The organism is Enterococcus montenegrensis, from assembly GCF_029983095.1.
In the GTDB taxonomy this organism is placed as follows: Bacteria; Bacillota; Bacilli; order Lactobacillales; family Enterococcaceae; genus Enterococcus_C; species Enterococcus_C montenegrensis.
The window spans coordinates 2,302,198-2,318,864 of the sequence record NZ_CP120467.1 but is presented as its reverse complement, the minus strand read 5'-3'; the positions used below and the strand labels follow the sequence as shown (position 1 = coordinate 2,318,864).

14 protein-coding genes and 1 other annotated feature (1 of these 15 running past the window's edge) are annotated in these 16,667 nt (G+C 37.4%); of the genes, 12 read left to right on the top strand and 2 right to left on the bottom strand.

Going from position 1 to position 16,667, the window contains the following annotated elements:
* Window positions 1-128 (top strand) — a binding site (T-box leader) (it extends 114 nt beyond the left edge of the window).
* Window positions 129-212: 84 nt separating this feature from the next.
* From P3T75_RS11240 to P3T75_RS11185, 12 genes are all read left to right on the top strand, one after another.
* Window positions 213-1,055, top strand: coding sequence for a MetQ/NlpA family ABC transporter substrate-binding protein (locus P3T75_RS11240; protein WP_282461638.1), 843 nt, complete (start codon window positions 213-215; stop codon window positions 1,053-1,055).
* Window positions 1,056-1,083: 28 nt separating this feature from the next.
* On the top strand, window positions 1,084-2,121 hold the full coding sequence (locus P3T75_RS11235; RefSeq protein WP_206902290.1) for a methionine ABC transporter ATP-binding protein: 1,038 nt from the start codon (window positions 1,084-1,086) through the stop codon (window positions 2,119-2,121).
* Window positions 2,106-2,765, top strand: coding sequence for a methionine ABC transporter permease (locus P3T75_RS11230; RefSeq protein WP_230710232.1), 660 nt, complete (start codon window positions 2,106-2,108; stop codon window positions 2,763-2,765). Before P3T75_RS11235 ends, P3T75_RS11230 begins: the two co-directional genes overlap by 16 nt.
* A gap of 35 nt (window positions 2,766-2,800) precedes the next feature.
* The gene (locus P3T75_RS11225; RefSeq protein ID WP_282461637.1) at window positions 2,801-4,117 is read left to right on the top strand and encodes an FAD-binding oxidoreductase; all 1,317 of its coding nucleotides are present in this window, start codon (window positions 2,801-2,803) and stop codon (window positions 4,115-4,117) included.
* Between the two features lie 268 nt (window positions 4,118-4,385).
* The gene (locus P3T75_RS11220; RefSeq protein ID WP_282461636.1) at window positions 4,386-5,537 is read left to right on the top strand and encodes an acetylornithine transaminase; all 1,152 of its coding nucleotides are present in this window, start codon (window positions 4,386-4,388) and stop codon (window positions 5,535-5,537) included.
* 186 nt (window positions 5,538-5,723) lie between these two features.
* Window positions 5,724-6,755 (top strand): N-acetyl-gamma-glutamyl-phosphate reductase, encoded by a 1,032-nt coding sequence (argC, locus tag P3T75_RS11215; RefSeq protein ID WP_282462604.1) that lies wholly within the window; start codon window positions 5,724-5,726, stop codon window positions 6,753-6,755.
* Window positions 6,756-6,769: 14 nt separating this feature from the next.
* Window positions 6,770-7,960, top strand: a complete 1,191-nt coding sequence (gene argJ, locus P3T75_RS11210) for a bifunctional glutamate N-acetyltransferase/amino-acid acetyltransferase ArgJ (RefSeq protein WP_282461635.1) — start codon at window positions 6,770-6,772, stop codon at window positions 7,958-7,960.
* A 53-nt stretch (window positions 7,961-8,013) separates the two neighbouring features.
* Window positions 8,014-8,781: an acetylglutamate kinase gene (argB, locus tag P3T75_RS11205; RefSeq protein ID WP_282461634.1), complete on the top strand. Its 768-nt coding sequence runs from the start codon at window positions 8,014-8,016 to the stop codon at window positions 8,779-8,781.
* A 328-nt stretch (window positions 8,782-9,109) separates the two neighbouring features.
* On the top strand, window positions 9,110-9,946 hold the full coding sequence (locus P3T75_RS11200) for a VOC family protein (RefSeq protein WP_206902297.1): 837 nt from the start codon (window positions 9,110-9,112) through the stop codon (window positions 9,944-9,946).
* A gap of 199 nt (window positions 9,947-10,145) precedes the next feature.
* On the top strand, window positions 10,146-11,165 hold the full coding sequence (locus P3T75_RS11195; RefSeq protein ID WP_282461633.1) for a serine hydrolase domain-containing protein: 1,020 nt from the start codon (window positions 10,146-10,148) through the stop codon (window positions 11,163-11,165).
* A 90-nt stretch (window positions 11,166-11,255) separates the two neighbouring features.
* A complete protein-coding gene (manA, locus tag P3T75_RS11190; protein ID WP_206902409.1) occupies window positions 11,256-12,212 on the top strand; it encodes a mannose-6-phosphate isomerase, class I in 957 nt (318 codons plus the stop codon).
* Window positions 12,213-12,578: 366 nt separating this feature from the next.
* Window positions 12,579-12,824, top strand: a complete 246-nt coding sequence (locus tag P3T75_RS11185) for a hypothetical protein (RefSeq protein ID WP_206902422.1) — start codon at window positions 12,579-12,581, stop codon at window positions 12,822-12,824.
* 102 nt (window positions 12,825-12,926) lie between these two features.
* Here P3T75_RS11185 and P3T75_RS11180 read toward each other — a convergent pair whose 3' ends face one another.
* Both P3T75_RS11180 and P3T75_RS11175 read right to left on the bottom strand, forming a co-directional pair.
* A complete protein-coding gene (locus tag P3T75_RS11180) occupies window positions 12,927-13,946 on the bottom strand; it encodes a LacI family DNA-binding transcriptional regulator (protein WP_206902299.1) in 1,020 nt (339 codons plus the stop codon).
* A 256-nt stretch (window positions 13,947-14,202) separates the two neighbouring features.
* Window positions 14,203-16,470: a glycoside hydrolase family 65 protein gene (locus P3T75_RS11175; protein ID WP_282461632.1), complete on the bottom strand. Its 2,268-nt coding sequence runs from the start codon at window positions 16,468-16,470 to the stop codon at window positions 14,203-14,205.
* Window positions 16,471-16,667: the final 197 nt, after the last annotated feature.

Below are 16,667 nucleotides of genomic sequence, written 5' to 3'. Positions count from 1 at the left end.
TTTGAACAAGCAGTTGACGGGAGTGCCCGTTATAGCACAGTAGTATGAATACGTACTATGATGAGGTCGGACGAATTGTTCGATGAATAAAGGTGGTAACACGAAAAGCTTACGCTCTCGTCCTTATTTTGTTTAGGCAAAATAAGGACGAGAGCTTTTTTATTTATAAGCTTTCAAAGTAAAAGCAGGAAATTAAAAAAGGAGGAAAAAAGATGAAATTGAAAAAAATAGTAACAGGGATTGTGACACTCGGGGCAGTAATAACGCTGGCAGCTTGCGGTGGTGAAAATAAAAAAGCGGCACAAAAATCTTCTGATAGTGCTACAAAAGAGGTTGTCGTTGGCGTAGCACCAGGACCTTATGGGGATATGGTGACAGATGTCATTTCACCGTTAGTTGAAAAAGATGGTTTTAAATTGACTACCAAATTATTTAATGATTATGTTCAGCCCAATAAAGCATTAGATGCGAAACAAATTGATGCAAATTTGTTCCAACACACCGCCTATTTAGAAAAATTTTCTGCTGATAATAATTTGGATCTAACTGCGATTGGGACTGTTCCCACGTTAGGGATGGGGATTTATTCTAAAAAATTAAAAAACTTAGCTGCAATCAAAGAAGGTGCCACTGTAGCGATTGCGAGTGATGCTTCTAACTTGGCCCGGACCTTACAATTACTTTCAGTTAATAATTTAATCACAATTAAAGGTGATGTGGATGAAACAAAAGCAACAGTAGACGATATTGATAAGAATCCTAAAAATTTGGAATTTAAGACACTTGACGCAGCACAATTGGCGCGGTCAATTGATACTGTTGATTTAGCATTAGTACCTGGCAACTTCGCCTGGGCAGCAAAACTAGATCCGGTCGATGCCTTGGCTTTGGAAAAATTAAAAGAAGAATATAAAAATGTATTTGTGGTACGCACCGCAGATAAAGATACTAAGTTAGCCAAGACCATTCAAGCAGCCCTTGTTAGTCAAGACTTTAAAGATGCCATTGCAAAATCAGATTTTAAAGACTTTGATAAACCGGCTGATTGGCAATAAATCGGTTTTTAGAAAGGACAGTTTTGGGATGGATAAAATCGTTTTAGAACATGTGACAGTCAATTTTACCCAGAAAAAAAAGACTTTTGCTGCTGTCAAAGATGTTAGTTTAACAATCAAGCAAGGTGAGATTTTTGGGGTCGTAGGACTTAGTGGTGCAGGGAAAAGTACGTTAATCCGCACGCTAAACCTCTTACAAAGACCTAGTTTAGGCAGTATTAAAATTGATGGGACAGAAATTACGCAATTGCCGACAGATCAAATACGCAAGCTCCGTCAAAAAATCGGGATGATCTTTCAACATTTCAATTTGATTAATAATAAAACCGTGGCAGAAAATATTGCTTTTGCACTAAAAGCAGGTAATTGTGATAAGGCTCTTTTGCCGATACGGGTAAAAGAATTGCTGGCTTTAGTTGATTTAAGCGATAAAATGGATAGCTACCCCAATCAATTGTCTGGTGGTCAAAAGCAACGAATTGGTATCGCCCGAGCACTAGCGAATAATCCAGAAATTTTATTATGTGATGAGGCAACGAGTGCGTTAGATGTAGAGACAACAGAGGAAATTTTGCGAATTTTAGCTGAAATCAATCAGAAATTAGGAATTACCATTGTTTTTATTACCCACGAATTGGAAGTGGCTAAAAAACTCTTTCATCGCATGGCAGTGATGGAAGCAGGAAAAGTGGTGGAGATGGCTTCCACCTACGATATCTTTGCAAATCCCAAGGCGCTTATTACGCAAAAATTAGTGGGGCGTTATTTGAACCTACATTTACCTCAAGAGCTGCTACCGGATTTAGCCCAAGGACGCTTAATTGAATTAAGGTATCAAGGGGATAATACGCTGGCTCCTTTAATTACAGATGTTGCCAAACAATTTGATGTAGCTATTTCAATTATCCATGGAAAAATTGAATACATTCAAAATGATGTAATTGGTATTTTGCTGGTCTATTTAACCGGAGAAAAAGAGAATGTGGAAAAGGCAGTCTTGCAATTAGCAGAAAAAGTATTTGCCACAAAAGAAATTAAGGAGGAAAGCAAATGGCAGAAACCGTAGAAATTTTACAACAGCATTTGCCTAAAGCTTTGGCAGACACCTTTTATATGGTGGCTGTCGCGACAATTATCGGCGTTATAGTTGGCGGATTAATTGGTTTACTGTTGTTTTTAGCTAGCAATGTTTTATTTCATCAAAATATCCTCCTTCACAAGACAGTAGGTTTTATCGTTAATGCAATTCGATCATTACCGTTTCTCATTTTACTGGTAACCCTGATTCCTTTTTTGGCTGCCATTTTAGGGGACCCTTATACGCCGACAGGAGCTGCAATTTCACTATCTATTGCAGCGATTCCTTTTTTTGCTCGAGTGGCAGAAGGGGCCTTTGCAGAAGTTGATCCGGGAATTTTAGAAGCCAGTGTTGCCCAGGGTGCAACAACCAAACAAATTATTTTAGGTGTGATTATTCCTGAGAGCTTACCGGGCTTAATTCGCGGCCTTGTATTAACAGTTATTAGCTTGTTGGGATATTCTGCGATGGTGGGAACAATTGGTGCTGGTGGAATTGGCGATTTGGCAATTCAATATGGGTATTATCGTTATGAAACATTGGTTTTAGTGGTGATTATTTTACTATTAGTGGTAGTGGTGCAACTTATTCAGTGGGGTGGTGACCGATTGGCGCAACATTTTACCCGTTAAGATTTAAGGAGTGATAAAGTTAGGGAGTGAGGCAAGTGTACAAAAAAGTACCAGCAGCATATTTACAAAATAAGGTGACTGGTGAAATAGGAAATGCAGCTGGAATCTTTTATCCAACCGATACAGCAGAAGTTGTAGCTTGTATAAAAGACGCAGCAAGTAAACAGCAAAAAATTATTACAGTCGGGGGCTATACCGGACTCACGGGGGCAACTTTTGCCAAGCAAGAGGAATTTTTGCTGTGTTTAAAAGAGATGCAGCAAATTATAAAACTAGATGAACAAACATTAACTTTAACCGTCGAGGCAGGAGTAACGCTACAGGCAATTCAAGATTATTTAGCACCTACACCGTATTTTTACGCGCCAGATCCTGGTTCTAAAGCGGCTACAATTGGTGGCACGGCAGCCACAAATGCTGGTGGAATGCGCGCACTTAAGTATGGGGTAACAAGAGATAATATCCGGGGGATGGAAGTGGTATTAGCCGATGGCAGTATTGTCTTTGTTGGTGGTTTAAATAATAAAGATAGTTCAGGTTATGATTTAAAAGACTTATTTATCGGTTCAGAAGGAACACTAGGTGTCATCACCCAATTACAGCTGAAGTTGCGCGTAAAGCCTGCAACTTCCCGTAGTTTATTAATTGGATTTAATAATTTAACAGACTTGGCGCCAGTTGTTTATCAAATTTTAGCTTCAACAATTACTCCGGCTGCGTTGGAATTTTTTGAAAAAAGTGGCTTAAAATACGCTGCTGATTTTTTGAAAATTCCGATGCCAACTATGACCGGCACAGCTTTTTTATTATTAACAGTAGATGGTAGCAACGCAGAATGTCTAAATCAAATTGAAAGCTTAAAAAAATTGCTAGAAGAAGCTGATATTACGACTTTTAAAATTTTTACAACCCAAGAAGCTAATCTGATTTGGCAACTGCGAGGCGCAATTGTTTCTGGGGTAGAAGCAAGTAGCCAACAAGAACCATTAGACATTGTAGTACCGATTAATCAGATTACCGATACGATTGTCTATATGAAAAAATTGACAGAGACATTGGGGCTAGACGGTGTGTTTTTTGGCCATGCTGGTGATGGGAATATACACGCATGTATTATGCGACAAAACTTGGCAGATACACTTTGGCAAGAGCGGTTAGCAACTTTTTTGAATCAGCTTTATGAAAAGATTGCTGCTATAGGTGGCTTACCTTCTGCTGAGCACGGGATTGGTTTGTTAAAGAAAAAATACTTTATGAAAAATCTCCCGCCTGAAAAATTAGGCTTAATGCGACAGCTTAAAACAGCTCTAGATCCCAATGCTATACTAAACCCCAATAAGATATTTGACTAAAATAAAAAGCATAGTTTAATTCATAAGTCTAAATTTATTAAAAGTTATTTTCTAAACTTTTGGTAAATTTAGACTTTTTAGCTTTGTCGCAAGTATATCCATCTCCGGCTTCACAATCTAGCTCGTAATACCAAATTTAGGCTGTTTTTGTTTGTTTTATACAAAATGCGAATATTTTTTGTGTTTTTTAAGCAAAAATAAAAATAATCCTTGTGATTAATTGCATATTTATGTATATTAATACATAAAACTTAAAGTTGGTGGTTGGATGTCGTATCTTTTTTCAAATTATCAAAGAAAACCGTATGAAATTATGTCGGGAAATGGCTGCTACTTAACAGACCATACGGGGAAAGAATATTTGGATTTTACTAGCGGTATTGGTGTTTGTAATTTGGGGTATGGGAATGAAAAATTAAATAGTGCATTAAAAAAGCAAGCAGAAAAGTTGTGGCATACGCCTAATCTCTATCAAAATTCTTTGCAAGAAGAAGTTGCGGAAAAATTGTGCCAGCGCTTTGATTATTTAGCTTATTTTTGTAATAGTGGCGCAGAAGCCAACGAAGCGGCAATTAAATTAGCCCGAAAAAAAACGGGAAAAACGCAGATTATAACTTTTTGGCAGTCTTTTCACGGACGAACATATGGTGCGCTGTCTGCCACCGGTCAAAAAAGCATTCAGGCAGGTTTTCACCCGCTAGTACCAGATTTTGTACATCTCCCCTTTAACGAACTGGCACCTTTACAAAAGGCGATAACGAAAAAGACCGCAGCAGTAATGCTAGAAGTAGTTCAAGGAGAAGGCGGTGTACTTCCGGCAGATAAAGAGTGGTTACAAGCAGTAGCCAAGTTATGTCGTGAGAATGATTGTCTTTTAATTGTCGATGAGGTTCAAACCGGAATTGGTCGCTGTGGTAGCTTATTTGCTTTTGAAGACTATGCCATTTATCCAGATATTGTAACTTTAGCAAAAGGCTTAGGAAATGGATTTCCAGTTGGAGCGATGTTAGCCAAAAAGGAACTAGGTGCATCTTTTCTTCCGGGTAGTCACGGATCGACGTTTGGTGGCAATAAAATGGCGATGGTAGCCGCAAAGACGGTATTAACTGAATTAGCTGATCAAAATATTTATGAGAATGTAAAAATGCGTAGTGAAGAATTGGTGACAGGATTAAAAAAACTCAATGCGCCTTTCATTACGTCGATTCGTGGCAAAGGTTTAATGATTGGTATTGTTTTACAGGAAGAAACAAATGTAACAAACCTTATGCTAGCGCTAGAGACAGCAGGAATGTTGACTTTACGGGCGGGGGAAAATATTTTACGCCTTTTGCCACCACTGATTATTACGAGCACAGAAATCATCCACGGGTTGCATATTTTTGAGAAAGCTTTTTCAAAACTTAGTTTACAAGAATAGGTGATTAATCAGCGCATTCAATGTTTTAGGGCAAGAAAATAATTACAATATTTTGTATAAAAATATAAAAAATATCAAAAAAATTAATAAAAAACATTGACGTGAAAAAAGCTTATGTTTATAATCAGATTAATTTAATAACTTGTGTTTTATTGCTTATAAATTAGAAGGTGAGGTGACAAGATGATGAAAGCTGCGATAATCGGGGTAACTGGCTATACTGGGCTTGAATTAGTACGATTGATTTGCAAGCATCCCGTTTTGGAGCTGGGAACTTTACACAGCCACGGGCAACATACAAAAAATAGTGCCGAACTTTATCCCCATCTAAACGATTTAGTAGAAAAGACAATTATTGGGTACACACCAGAACAGGTGATGGCAGAAAATGACATTGTTTTTTTTGCAACACCGGCTGGCGTAACCAAAGAAGAAGCGGTGCCTTTTGTAGCTGCCAATTTTCCAGTGATTGATCTATCTGGGGACTTGCGATTAAAAGATGGCGCTACTTATCAAAAATGGTATAAAAAAACGCCAGCTGATGCCAAACTATTAAAAAAAGCACAGTACTGCTTACCAGAGTTAATGGATAAAAAACCGGGAAATTTAATCTCCAACCCAGGCTGTTATGCAACGGCGGCCATTTTAACTGCGATGCCATTAGTAAAAGCAAATCTTATTGAAGCTACTCCGCTAATTTTTGACGGGAAATCCGGCTTAACAGGAGCTGGTAAAACGTTGTCTGACAGTAGTCATTTTGTTACATGCGCCGAAAATATGACAATGTATAAATTAAATGAGCATCAGCATATTCCAGAGATTATTAGCGTGCTCCAACAATTTGATAAATCTTTAACCAATATTCACTTTACGACGAGTCTCATCCCAGTTAAACGGGGGATTATGATGACCCTTTATGCCCAAATAAAAAAAGGTGTGACGGAAAATGAAATTTATGCTGCCTATACTGCAAGTTATAACCACCGTGCTTTCGTCCGAATGCAGCCACTTGGCCAGCTACCACAGCTGCGCCAAGTGGTGGGCACCAATTTTTGTGATATCGGCTTGGGTTTGAATGTAGAGACCGGTATTTTGACCGTGGTGGGTGTCATTGACAATTTAGTCAAAGGAGCCAGTGGTCAAGCGTTGCAAAACTTCAATTTGTGGGCGCAATTAGACGAAGACACGGGGCTTAGGGATGTGCCCATGTTTCCTTAAAGGAGAAAAAAGATATGCAAAAAATTAATGGAACAATCGCCACACCCAAAGGTTTTGCAGCAGATGGGAATCACTGTGGCCTAAAATATAAAAATCACGATATTGCTTGGCTATACTCGATGACACCAGCACAAGCGGCTGGCGTTTTTACTACGAATCAGGTTAAAGCAGCTAGCGTTACTTATACCAAAGAAATTTTACTAGCTGGAAAATTGCAGGCTGTTGTAGTAAATTCAGGCAATGCAAATGCTTGTACCGGCGATGAAGGATTAAAAAATACGAAAGCAATGGCTGCGGTAACGGCAAAAAAATTACAGATTGCACCGGATTTGGTCGCCGTCGCCTCAACGGGAATAATCGGAAAACCCCTACCAATGGAAAAAGTAACTGCAGGTATTGAAAGTCTACAAAAACAGGGAATAGCTGATAATTTCGCCAAAGCAATTTTAACCACAGATACCTTTACAAAAAATGTGGTTTATCAAACTGAAATAGATGGTCATTGCATTACCATGGCTGCCTGTGGCAAGGGCTCAGGAATGATTCATCCGAATATGGCCACAATGTTAGGCTTTATAACTTGTGATGCCAATATTTCGAGTTTGACGCTACAGCAATTACTTTCAGAATTAACGGAGGTAACTTTTAATCAGATTACAGTCGATGGCGATACGTCAACAAATGATATGGTATTACTACTGGCAAACGGCGCTGCTGGTGGCCACGAAATTAAAACCAAAACGTTAGCCTATCAAAAGCTAAAAGAACTTTTAAAAACAGTGATGGAAGATTTGGCAAAAATGATTGCCAAAGATGGCGAAGGAGCAACGAAATTAATTGAAGTAACTACAAGTGGAGCCTGCGATGATTTGATAGCTCGCATGATTAGTAAATCAGTAGTTGGTTCTCCATTAGTTAAAACAGCAATTTTTGGTAAAGATCCTAATTGGGGCCGCATTTTATGTGCTATTGGGTATAGCGGAAGTCCAATTAATCCTGAGGAGGTTACAATTACTTTAGGGGATCAAATAGTTTATGCCAATGGACTGCCGACGGTTTTTGATATGCAAAAAATGACAGCAGCACTGACTGAAGATGTCATTAAAATTTTTGTTACTTTACAACAAGGCAATGGTCAAGGAAAAGCCTGGGGATGCGATTTGACCTATGATTATGTCAAAATTAACGCATTGTATCACACCTGATGATTTTAAAATCAAGTTTTCGGTAGATTTCAAAATTTAAGGAGTGATAAAAGATGGAAAATAATGACGTGATCGTAGTAAAGATGGGCGGTATCGCCTCTGACAATTTGGATAAAGCTTTTTTTAGTCAACTAAAACAATGGCAGGCAGAAAATAAAAAGATTGTCATCGTTCATGGTGGCGGTCACTATATTTCTAAAATGATGACATTAATGAATTTAAAAGTTGAGGTCAAAGAGGGCTTGCGTATTACCAGTAAAAAAACACTAGAAATTACCCGGATGGTGCTGTTGGGTCAAGTCCAACCATTGATTACCACTTCATTACAAAGGGCTGGTTTACAACCAGTCGGGTTAAATGCCGGCTGTAATCAATTGATTCAAGGCGATTTTATTAATCGCAAAAAATTGGGTTACGTTGGTGAAGTAACCCAAATTTCAAATGCATTATTGGAAACCTTGTTTCATACGGATCAAATCCCTGTTATTGCGCCATTAGGCATCACGCCACAAGGACAGTGGCTTAATATTAATGCCGATGAAGTAGCTTGTCAGGTTGCAGCAAGTTTGCAGGCAAAAAAATTGTTTTTACTAACCGATGTACCAGGAATTAAAAAAGATGATGTGTGGTTAGATGAAGTTTGTTTTGAGCAATTGGAACAATTTGTGACACAAAAAATTGTTACTGGAGGAATGGTTCCCAAAATCACTAGTGCTAAAAAGGCACTAGTAGCCGGTGTGCAATCGGTATGCATTAATAACACCATTACAAATTCTGGGACTACTATTTTAGCAAAAGTACCGGTACTGGCGACAAATTAAAATACTATCTTCAAAAAAATCTGCCGCAAAAAAGCGGGCAGGTTTTTTCTTTTTAAAAGCTTAAATCCAAGTTGCGGTATATTTTTTGTCAGGACATTACTTAGAATGATTAGAAAAAATGATTTTTTTTGATTATTTTGAAAAAATGGTATTTAGTCAGGTAATTGAGCCAATTTTTCTTAAAAAAGTGATAAAATACAATTTGATATAATGTTTAGAGATGAATTATCTTTAGATAACGTTTTTACTACAAAGTAGCTAAGGGATATCATTTGCGACAAGACTGATTTCTAAGTACAATAATCTTGTCGGAAGGGGAGTAAAGAAAATGGCTGAATTTGCACTAGCGGCGGCAGGGCTTGAGACCGTGGCATTACGCGTTAAAAATCGAAACTTAATGATTGAATTTTATCGCGATATTATTGGTTTTAATTTGAAAAGAGAAGAAAATGAATTAGCAATTTTTGGCAACGCCAAAAGTAAAAGCGAATTGTTGTGGTTGGAAGAAAGTCCTTATGCACAAGACCACACTGGTGAAATTAAGAAATTACAACGGTTGTGTTTGGTGATTCCTTCTGAAAAGGAGTTGGCCGATGTGGCACAACGTCTAATTAAAGCAGACTATCCAATTAAAGATGCATTAGCAGACAACGATGCAACGGGAATTTTAGTTGAAGATCCTGAGGGCAATCAGTTGGAAATTTATTTTGGCACAAAAAGCGAACATCAAAATCCAACAGCGTTTAATCTTGCTGATTTAGCGCAAAAAGCCACAGGAGAATTTCCCCGTTTATCAGATGACGTTCATTTTGATAAACTTCATCTAAATACAAGTCGCTTAAAAGAGCAGCAAGATTTTTTAGAAAATGTTATTGGTCTAAAAGTTCAAGATGAAACGAGTGGTATTTTGGCTTTAAATGGCGGAAACTTCCATGTGGGACTAACGGCTGGTCAAGGAGGAACATTAGATCTTTCAACAGATGATGTTTTAGGGCTTGATTTCTTACAGTTTCGCGTCTTACCTACAGATATCTTAGCTTTAGCAGACCACTTAGCAAGTTTAAACGTTGCGTTTTTCATCGATCAGAAAAAACAAATTATTACAATTTACGATCCAACCGGAATTGAATGGTGGTTCATTAGTAAAGATAAAAAACGGCATTAAAAAGCAAAACGATTGAATCTGGACGATTAGTCCGGATTCTTTTTTTGAAGGATAAAAAGATAAAATCTTGAGAAATTTGCACAGCAATTTATTGAAATTCCTTTTAATACTTAAAAGCAAAACGAGTTTGTGCAGTCTTTCTTTTCTTGAATTACGTGGTAAAATCAAAAAAAGCAACTAAGAATTAAAGGTGAATAAGATGTATGCAAAAACAAAAGTATGTATTAATGAGCAACTGGCTGCAGGTATCTTTCCTGGTGCGGCTTTTGCCTTTATTGAAAAAGAAACGGTGGATGAAACGATAGTAGGCGCTCAGATGATTGTACCCCATAAAGTACCTTTACAAAAAGATACGCTGTTTGATGTGGCTTCTTTAACCAAAGTAATTTGTACCACGAGCGTTGTTTTGCGTTTAAACCAACAGGGGATTATACAGTTAGATCAGCCGTTACAAAAGTATCTACCCGCTTTTAGAAATCCGCAAATTACCTTACGCCACTTACTAACCCATACTTCTGATATTAAGACATGGATTGCCAATCGAGATAAGTTAAATAAAGAAGAGTTAAAGGCGGCCTATTTAAAATTACAACCGGGCGAAAATTTAGGCAAAGTTGTCCAATATACAGATGCGGGGACGATTTTATTAGGTTTTATGCTAGAAGAAATATATCAAAAGACAACTATTGAAATTTTTCGTACAGAAGTTTTGGAACCATTAAAGATGGATGATAGCTTATTTTTACCATCTGAGGCGTTAAGAAGTAAAATTGCACCAACGGAAGTCTTGCCTGACGGCACTGTTTTGCAAGGTTTAACCCACGACCCTAAGGCGCGAGTATTACAAGCTGAAGCTGGAAATGCTGGTCTATTTACTAACCTGTCAGATTTAGAAATTTTTGCCCAAATGTATTTAAATTGGGGCCAAGATTATCTACGTGAAGAAACCGTGGCAATGCTTTTGACAGATCAAACGCCAACACATACTAACAAACGATCTTTGGGCTGGGATTTAAAATATACTGTAGATGATAAATGCCGTCCGTTGTTATTTCACACTGGGTATACAGGGACCTTTATGCTATTAGACCCTGAAAATAAAAGCGGTTTTATCTTTTTGAGTAACCGGGTACATCCTCTAGATAATCGCCAGCTTTATTTGAAAAAAAGAGATGAGATCCTTACATTATATTTAAAAGAAAAGGCTCACAAAACGTGAAAAGTGGTATAATACTTCAAGACAAGTTGTTATAAAAAAGAAAGTAATATTTTCCAAACGAGGCAAAACATTACAACTAGGAGGAAATTGATAATGGAACCATTATTTATGAAACCTGTTTTTCAAGAAAAAATTTGGGGTGGCAATCGATTACATACAGTTTTCGGTTTTGACTTACCCAGTGATAAAATTGGAGAAGATTGGGCGATTAGTGCCCATCCCCATGGTGTAAGTGTCGTTGAGAATGGCGAATTTGCTGGACAAAAATTAGACGATTTATGGCAAAACCACAAAGAGTTGTTTGGTAATCCTACTGAACCTGTTTTTCCACTACTGATTAAAATTTTAGATGCAGAAGATGAATTATCTGTCCAAGTACACCCAGATGATAAATATGGGATGGAACACGAAGGTGAATTAGGTAAAACCGAATGCTGGTATATCATTGATGCCGCGCCGGGTGCAGAAATTATTTATGGGCACCATGCACAAACCAGAGAAGAATTAGCTGAAATGATTCATGCTGAACGCTGGGATGACTTATTAACTCGTGTGCCAGTGCAAAAAGGCGATTTCTATTATGTACCAAGTGGGACAATTCATGCCATTGGTAAAGGTATTATGATTTTAGAAACTCAGCAAAGTTCTGATACTACCTACCGTGTGTATGACTATGATCGTAAAGATGATAGCGGAAATACACGGGAGTTACACATCCAACAATCTATTGATGTAACGACCATACCAGCTTTAAAACCAGAATTAAATGTAACAGAAGTAAAAAAAGGAAATTCAAGTATTATCACCTATTTGAAAACTGACTTCTTTAACGTTTACGAGTGGCAAGTTAAAGGTGAATTGCATCTAGACGCTCATGCACCATATACGTTAATGACTGTGATTGACGGTTTCGGTGAATTAAAAGTTAACGGTAAATCTTATGAAATGCCAATGGGAACAAGTTGTATTATGCCAAACGGTATTTCTGATTGGACAGTTGAAGGTGACTGCAGCATTATCGCTTCAGAGCCTGGTGCAAAAGAATAATTTCAAAAGTAAAACCTGTGGTAAAAGTCACTTTGATTTTTGCCGCAGGTTTTTTATTTGTAAAGGAAGGATAAATTTTTACAAGAAAAAATAGTGCTTTGACTGTTCTAGCTGTCTAGCTTTTCTGCCTATTGATTTTTACTGCAGCATTTGAGATTTGGTACAATAGAAAAAAAGGAAAGAGATGTGTTGCAATTGTTTTATGCGCCGTTATTCGTAACTGTATTTGCTAATTTGTTGTATCATTTTGCTTCAAAGAGTGTGAATGAAAAGAGCAATCTGTTCTTTTCACTTTTGATTGTTTATGGAATTGCATGGCTAATATGTCTAGTAACTTTTTTATCAGGAAGTCATAAAACTAGCCTTTTGCAAGAAGTAAAATATTTAAATTGGGGAACTGTTTTATTGGGAATTGCGATTGTTTTTGTAGAGGTGGGCTATTTGTGGATGTATCGTTCAGGCTGGCCTGTGAATATGTCAGCGATTTTAGTCACGAGTTTATTGACGTTAGCGTTAATCCCAATTGGCATTTTTATTTTTAAAGAACCCTTTAACTTAAAAGAGGCAATGGGTATTTTATTTTGCTTGTTGGGGGTCTATTTACTGCAATAGTTATTAAAAAATCAGCAAAGATTGATTAATGACAATAATACGCCTTAAATGTTCAATGTTGGCGTTGAACATTTAAGGCGTATTAGATTGATCTGTTTTTTATTAAGATAATTTTGTTAAGTCTAAAACAGTTTCTCGTTGGATTAGCTGGTGGGGAACAATGACTTTAATCCCGTCTGTGATCTGTTGATTAATTTGCTCCATCAATTTTTGTGTTGCCATTTTTCCTAAGCGAGCGACATCAATATCAAGGCTAGTGATATAAGGATGGACGAGTGTGGAGAAAATGGAATTATTAAAACTAATTAACGATAAATCGTCGGGAATTTTTTTACCATAAATTTGGGCCAACTGCATAATACGCATCGCAAACAGATCATCAATAACGACTAATGCAGTAGCCTGGGTATCTTTTAATATATCTTCAAAGACAACATAATCTTCGGGTGTTTCAAATTTAACTGCCGGTTGAGTCGTCAAATTTGCCATCATCAAGGCTTTTTGATAGCCAAAATAGCGCTCAAAATAAAGATTTTCCCGGGTCGTATTCGTAGCAAATAAGATATCTTTGTGCCCGCGGGCAATTAAATATTCCGTTGCTTGTTTTCCAAGTAATTGGTTGTCATTATCGACAAAAACAATTTCGCTTTCGTTTTGATAAGGCTGTCCAATTAAAGTAAAAGGTATTTTATTGTCATATAAATAGGCAATAACTGGATCATGATTATCCGAATAAGTTAAGATAAAGCCGTCAACTTGTTTTTGTAGATGCATCCGTTTAACATTTTCCAAAAGAGTCTCAAAATCTGGCGCAGAAGCAACAGCCACAGACATTTGATAGGTACTGGCTTCTTCGTTGACCGCTTCGATAGTTTCTAAATAAAAGGGGTTGCCTAAACGTTCTTTTGAATCTAAAGGAGGCAAGATGATGCCTATCGCACTGGCAATTTGTTTACCGAGATTGCGCGCCGTAACGTTGGGAACGTAGCCTAAGTCCTTCATAACTTTGCGGACTTTTTTCTTGGTTTCTTCAGAGATGCTAGGATGGTCATTGATGACGCGGGAAACCGTCGAAGTAGCTACGCCGGCTTTTTTGGCGACATCTTTTACAGTGATGCTCATGGGTCTCCCCCCCTGTTTCATTTTGAAATGGATTCTTTTGCTATCATAGCAATTTTGACGTTAGAAAACTAGCGAAATTCTTTATTCTGAATTGATATTTTTTATTTTGCGTAAAAAACAAAAAACTGAGACAAGCGTTTGTAGGCTTTTGTCTCAGCTTTTTTTAGATAACGTGATAAAAACAAGTGCTGTCACAACAAGCTAAATTTTACCTAGAAATAAAATTTTATTTGTAAGTTAGCTTGGTGAAGGCAACTTAATTGTTCATCGCTGCTGTGATTTCGTCTACTAAGGTATAACTTTCATCATACAAGGATACTGCAAGGGCCTCTCCCAAAACAAGTTTTAAAGTGACTGCTTCTTTTGTTACAGTCACGGCTAAAAGTCTTCCGCGGTAATTGATGTGAAAGGCATAGCTTTCCCATTTGCTTGGTAAAAACGGCGCAAAACGCAATGTTTCGTGATCAGTTTTCATTTGGGCAAAGCCTTGAACGATTGCAAGCCAACTACCGGTCATTGAAGTAATGTGCAAACCGTCTTCGGTATCGTTGTTGTAATTATCTAAATCTAAACGGGCAGTTCGTTCATACATTTCCAACGCTTTTTCTTCCATGCCTAATTCAGCAGCTAAAATAGCGTGAATGCTAGCAGAAAGAGATGATTCATGAACAGTCATAGGTTCATAGAAGTTGAAGTTCTTACGTTTTTCTTCCAAAGTAAATTGATCAGAAAAATAATAAATTCCCTGTAAGACATCTGCTTGTTTGATAAAACAAGAGCGCAAAATTTTATCCCAAGACCAATGTTGATTTAAAGGCAATTCAGCAGAGTCTAAGTCGGTTACAGGCATTAAATCTTTGTCTAAAAACGTATCGTGTTGCACAAAAATACCAAGCTCTTCATCTGCAGGTAAATACATATTGTCAATGATATCTTCCCATTTATCTTGTTCTGTTTTACTGATGGTAACGGTAGTGTGATCTTTTAAGCGATGGTAGCTTGTTAAGGTGTACTTCAAGCACCAAGCTGCTAAAATATTGGTATACCAGTTGTTGTTAATATTATTTTCGTATTCGTTAGGACCAGTTACACCGTGAATCATATATTTCTGTTGTCGTTTTGAATAATGGACACGATCTGCCCAGAAACGGGAAATAGCAGTTAAAACCTCTAATCCTTCTTTTTGTAAATAAGTTTCATCACCAGTGTAGTTCGTATAGTTGTATATCGCATAAGCGATAGAACCGTTCCGATGAATCTCTTCAAAAGTAATTTCCCATTCATTGTGACATTCAATCCCAGTAAAAGTTACCATTGGATATAAAGCGCCAGCTAATCCTTGTTTTTGGGCATTGATGTGGGCTTCTGGTAATTGGTTATGCCGATATTTTAAAAGGTTTTTGGTGACATCAGGTTTTGCTAAGGCCAAGTAAAGTGGGACAGCATAGGCTTCGGTATCCCAATATGTTGCACCGCCGTATTTTTCACCGGTAAAACCTTTTGGTCCAATATTTAACCGCTCATCATCGCCGTAATAAGTTGAAAATAGTTGGAATAAGTTGAAACGGATGCCTTGTTGGGCTGCAGGATCACCATTAATAGCAACATCTGCTAATTCCCAACGCTTTTTCCAAGCCTCAACTTGTTCTGCTTTTAATGTAGCAAACGATTGATCATAGGCAGTCATCAATTCAACTGCTTTTGCGACTTGATTTTCTTCTGGAATATCACGACTCGTTAAAACGACAATTCGTTTTTCAAAAGAAATTGTTTCCCCAGCTTTTGCTTCGTAATAAAAAGCATCTGAAATTGCTAACGGTGCTGGTGTTGTCGCTAATGATTTTTGATCGTGTTTCATTAACGCAGTCACACTGAAACGTTCGATTCCAAAGTTGTTGGGTACCGTTTGGACGGTCAAGTAAGTAGCATCGTTTTCTTTACCACTTGCTTTTTCTTCCCAAAATAATTCATCGTAATTACTATCTTCGTTACGAACATTGCTATCTAAAGCAGAGTCAATGGTAATCGTTGCGCTACCTGTAATTACTTCGGCCGTAACTTTTAGAACAGCTAATTCTTTTTTAACAATCGATAAGAAGCGTTCAAAGTTGAAACGAATTGTAGCGTCGGCGACCTTGACTGTAAAGTGGCGGGTTAAAATCCCAGTTTGCATATCAAGTTCTAAATAAAAATCTTCATAGGGAATTGTTGACAAATCAATTGTTGTATCGTTGACTTTAATCGTAAGGCTAAAAAAATTAACAGCATTGATTACTTTACCAAAGTAGTCTGGATAGCCATTTTTCCACCAGCCAACGCGCGTTTTATCTGGATACCAAACACCAGCTAAATAAGTACCTAGATGATGGTCACCAGAATAGTGCTCCTCAAAATTTCCTCGCATCCCCATATAGCCGTTTCCGGTACTTGTTAGTGATTCTTGTAGGCGTCTGTTTTGTTTATCTAAAGTTTTCGTCGCAATTTTCCATGGGTCAATGTCAAATAACCGCTGAATCTGATTCATTTTATAATCCTCCCTGTATCCTTTGTTAAGTAAATAATAAACGCAATCGATTGCGTTAGTCAAGAGATATATTGCAAAAGTTTGCAATAAAAATATTTGGGAGCTGGAAATGAAGTATTGACCATAAGAAATATTTTATTTTCCTATTTTAATTAAAAAAAATGTGAAAATGTTTCAGTAAAATAAAAATTCAAGTT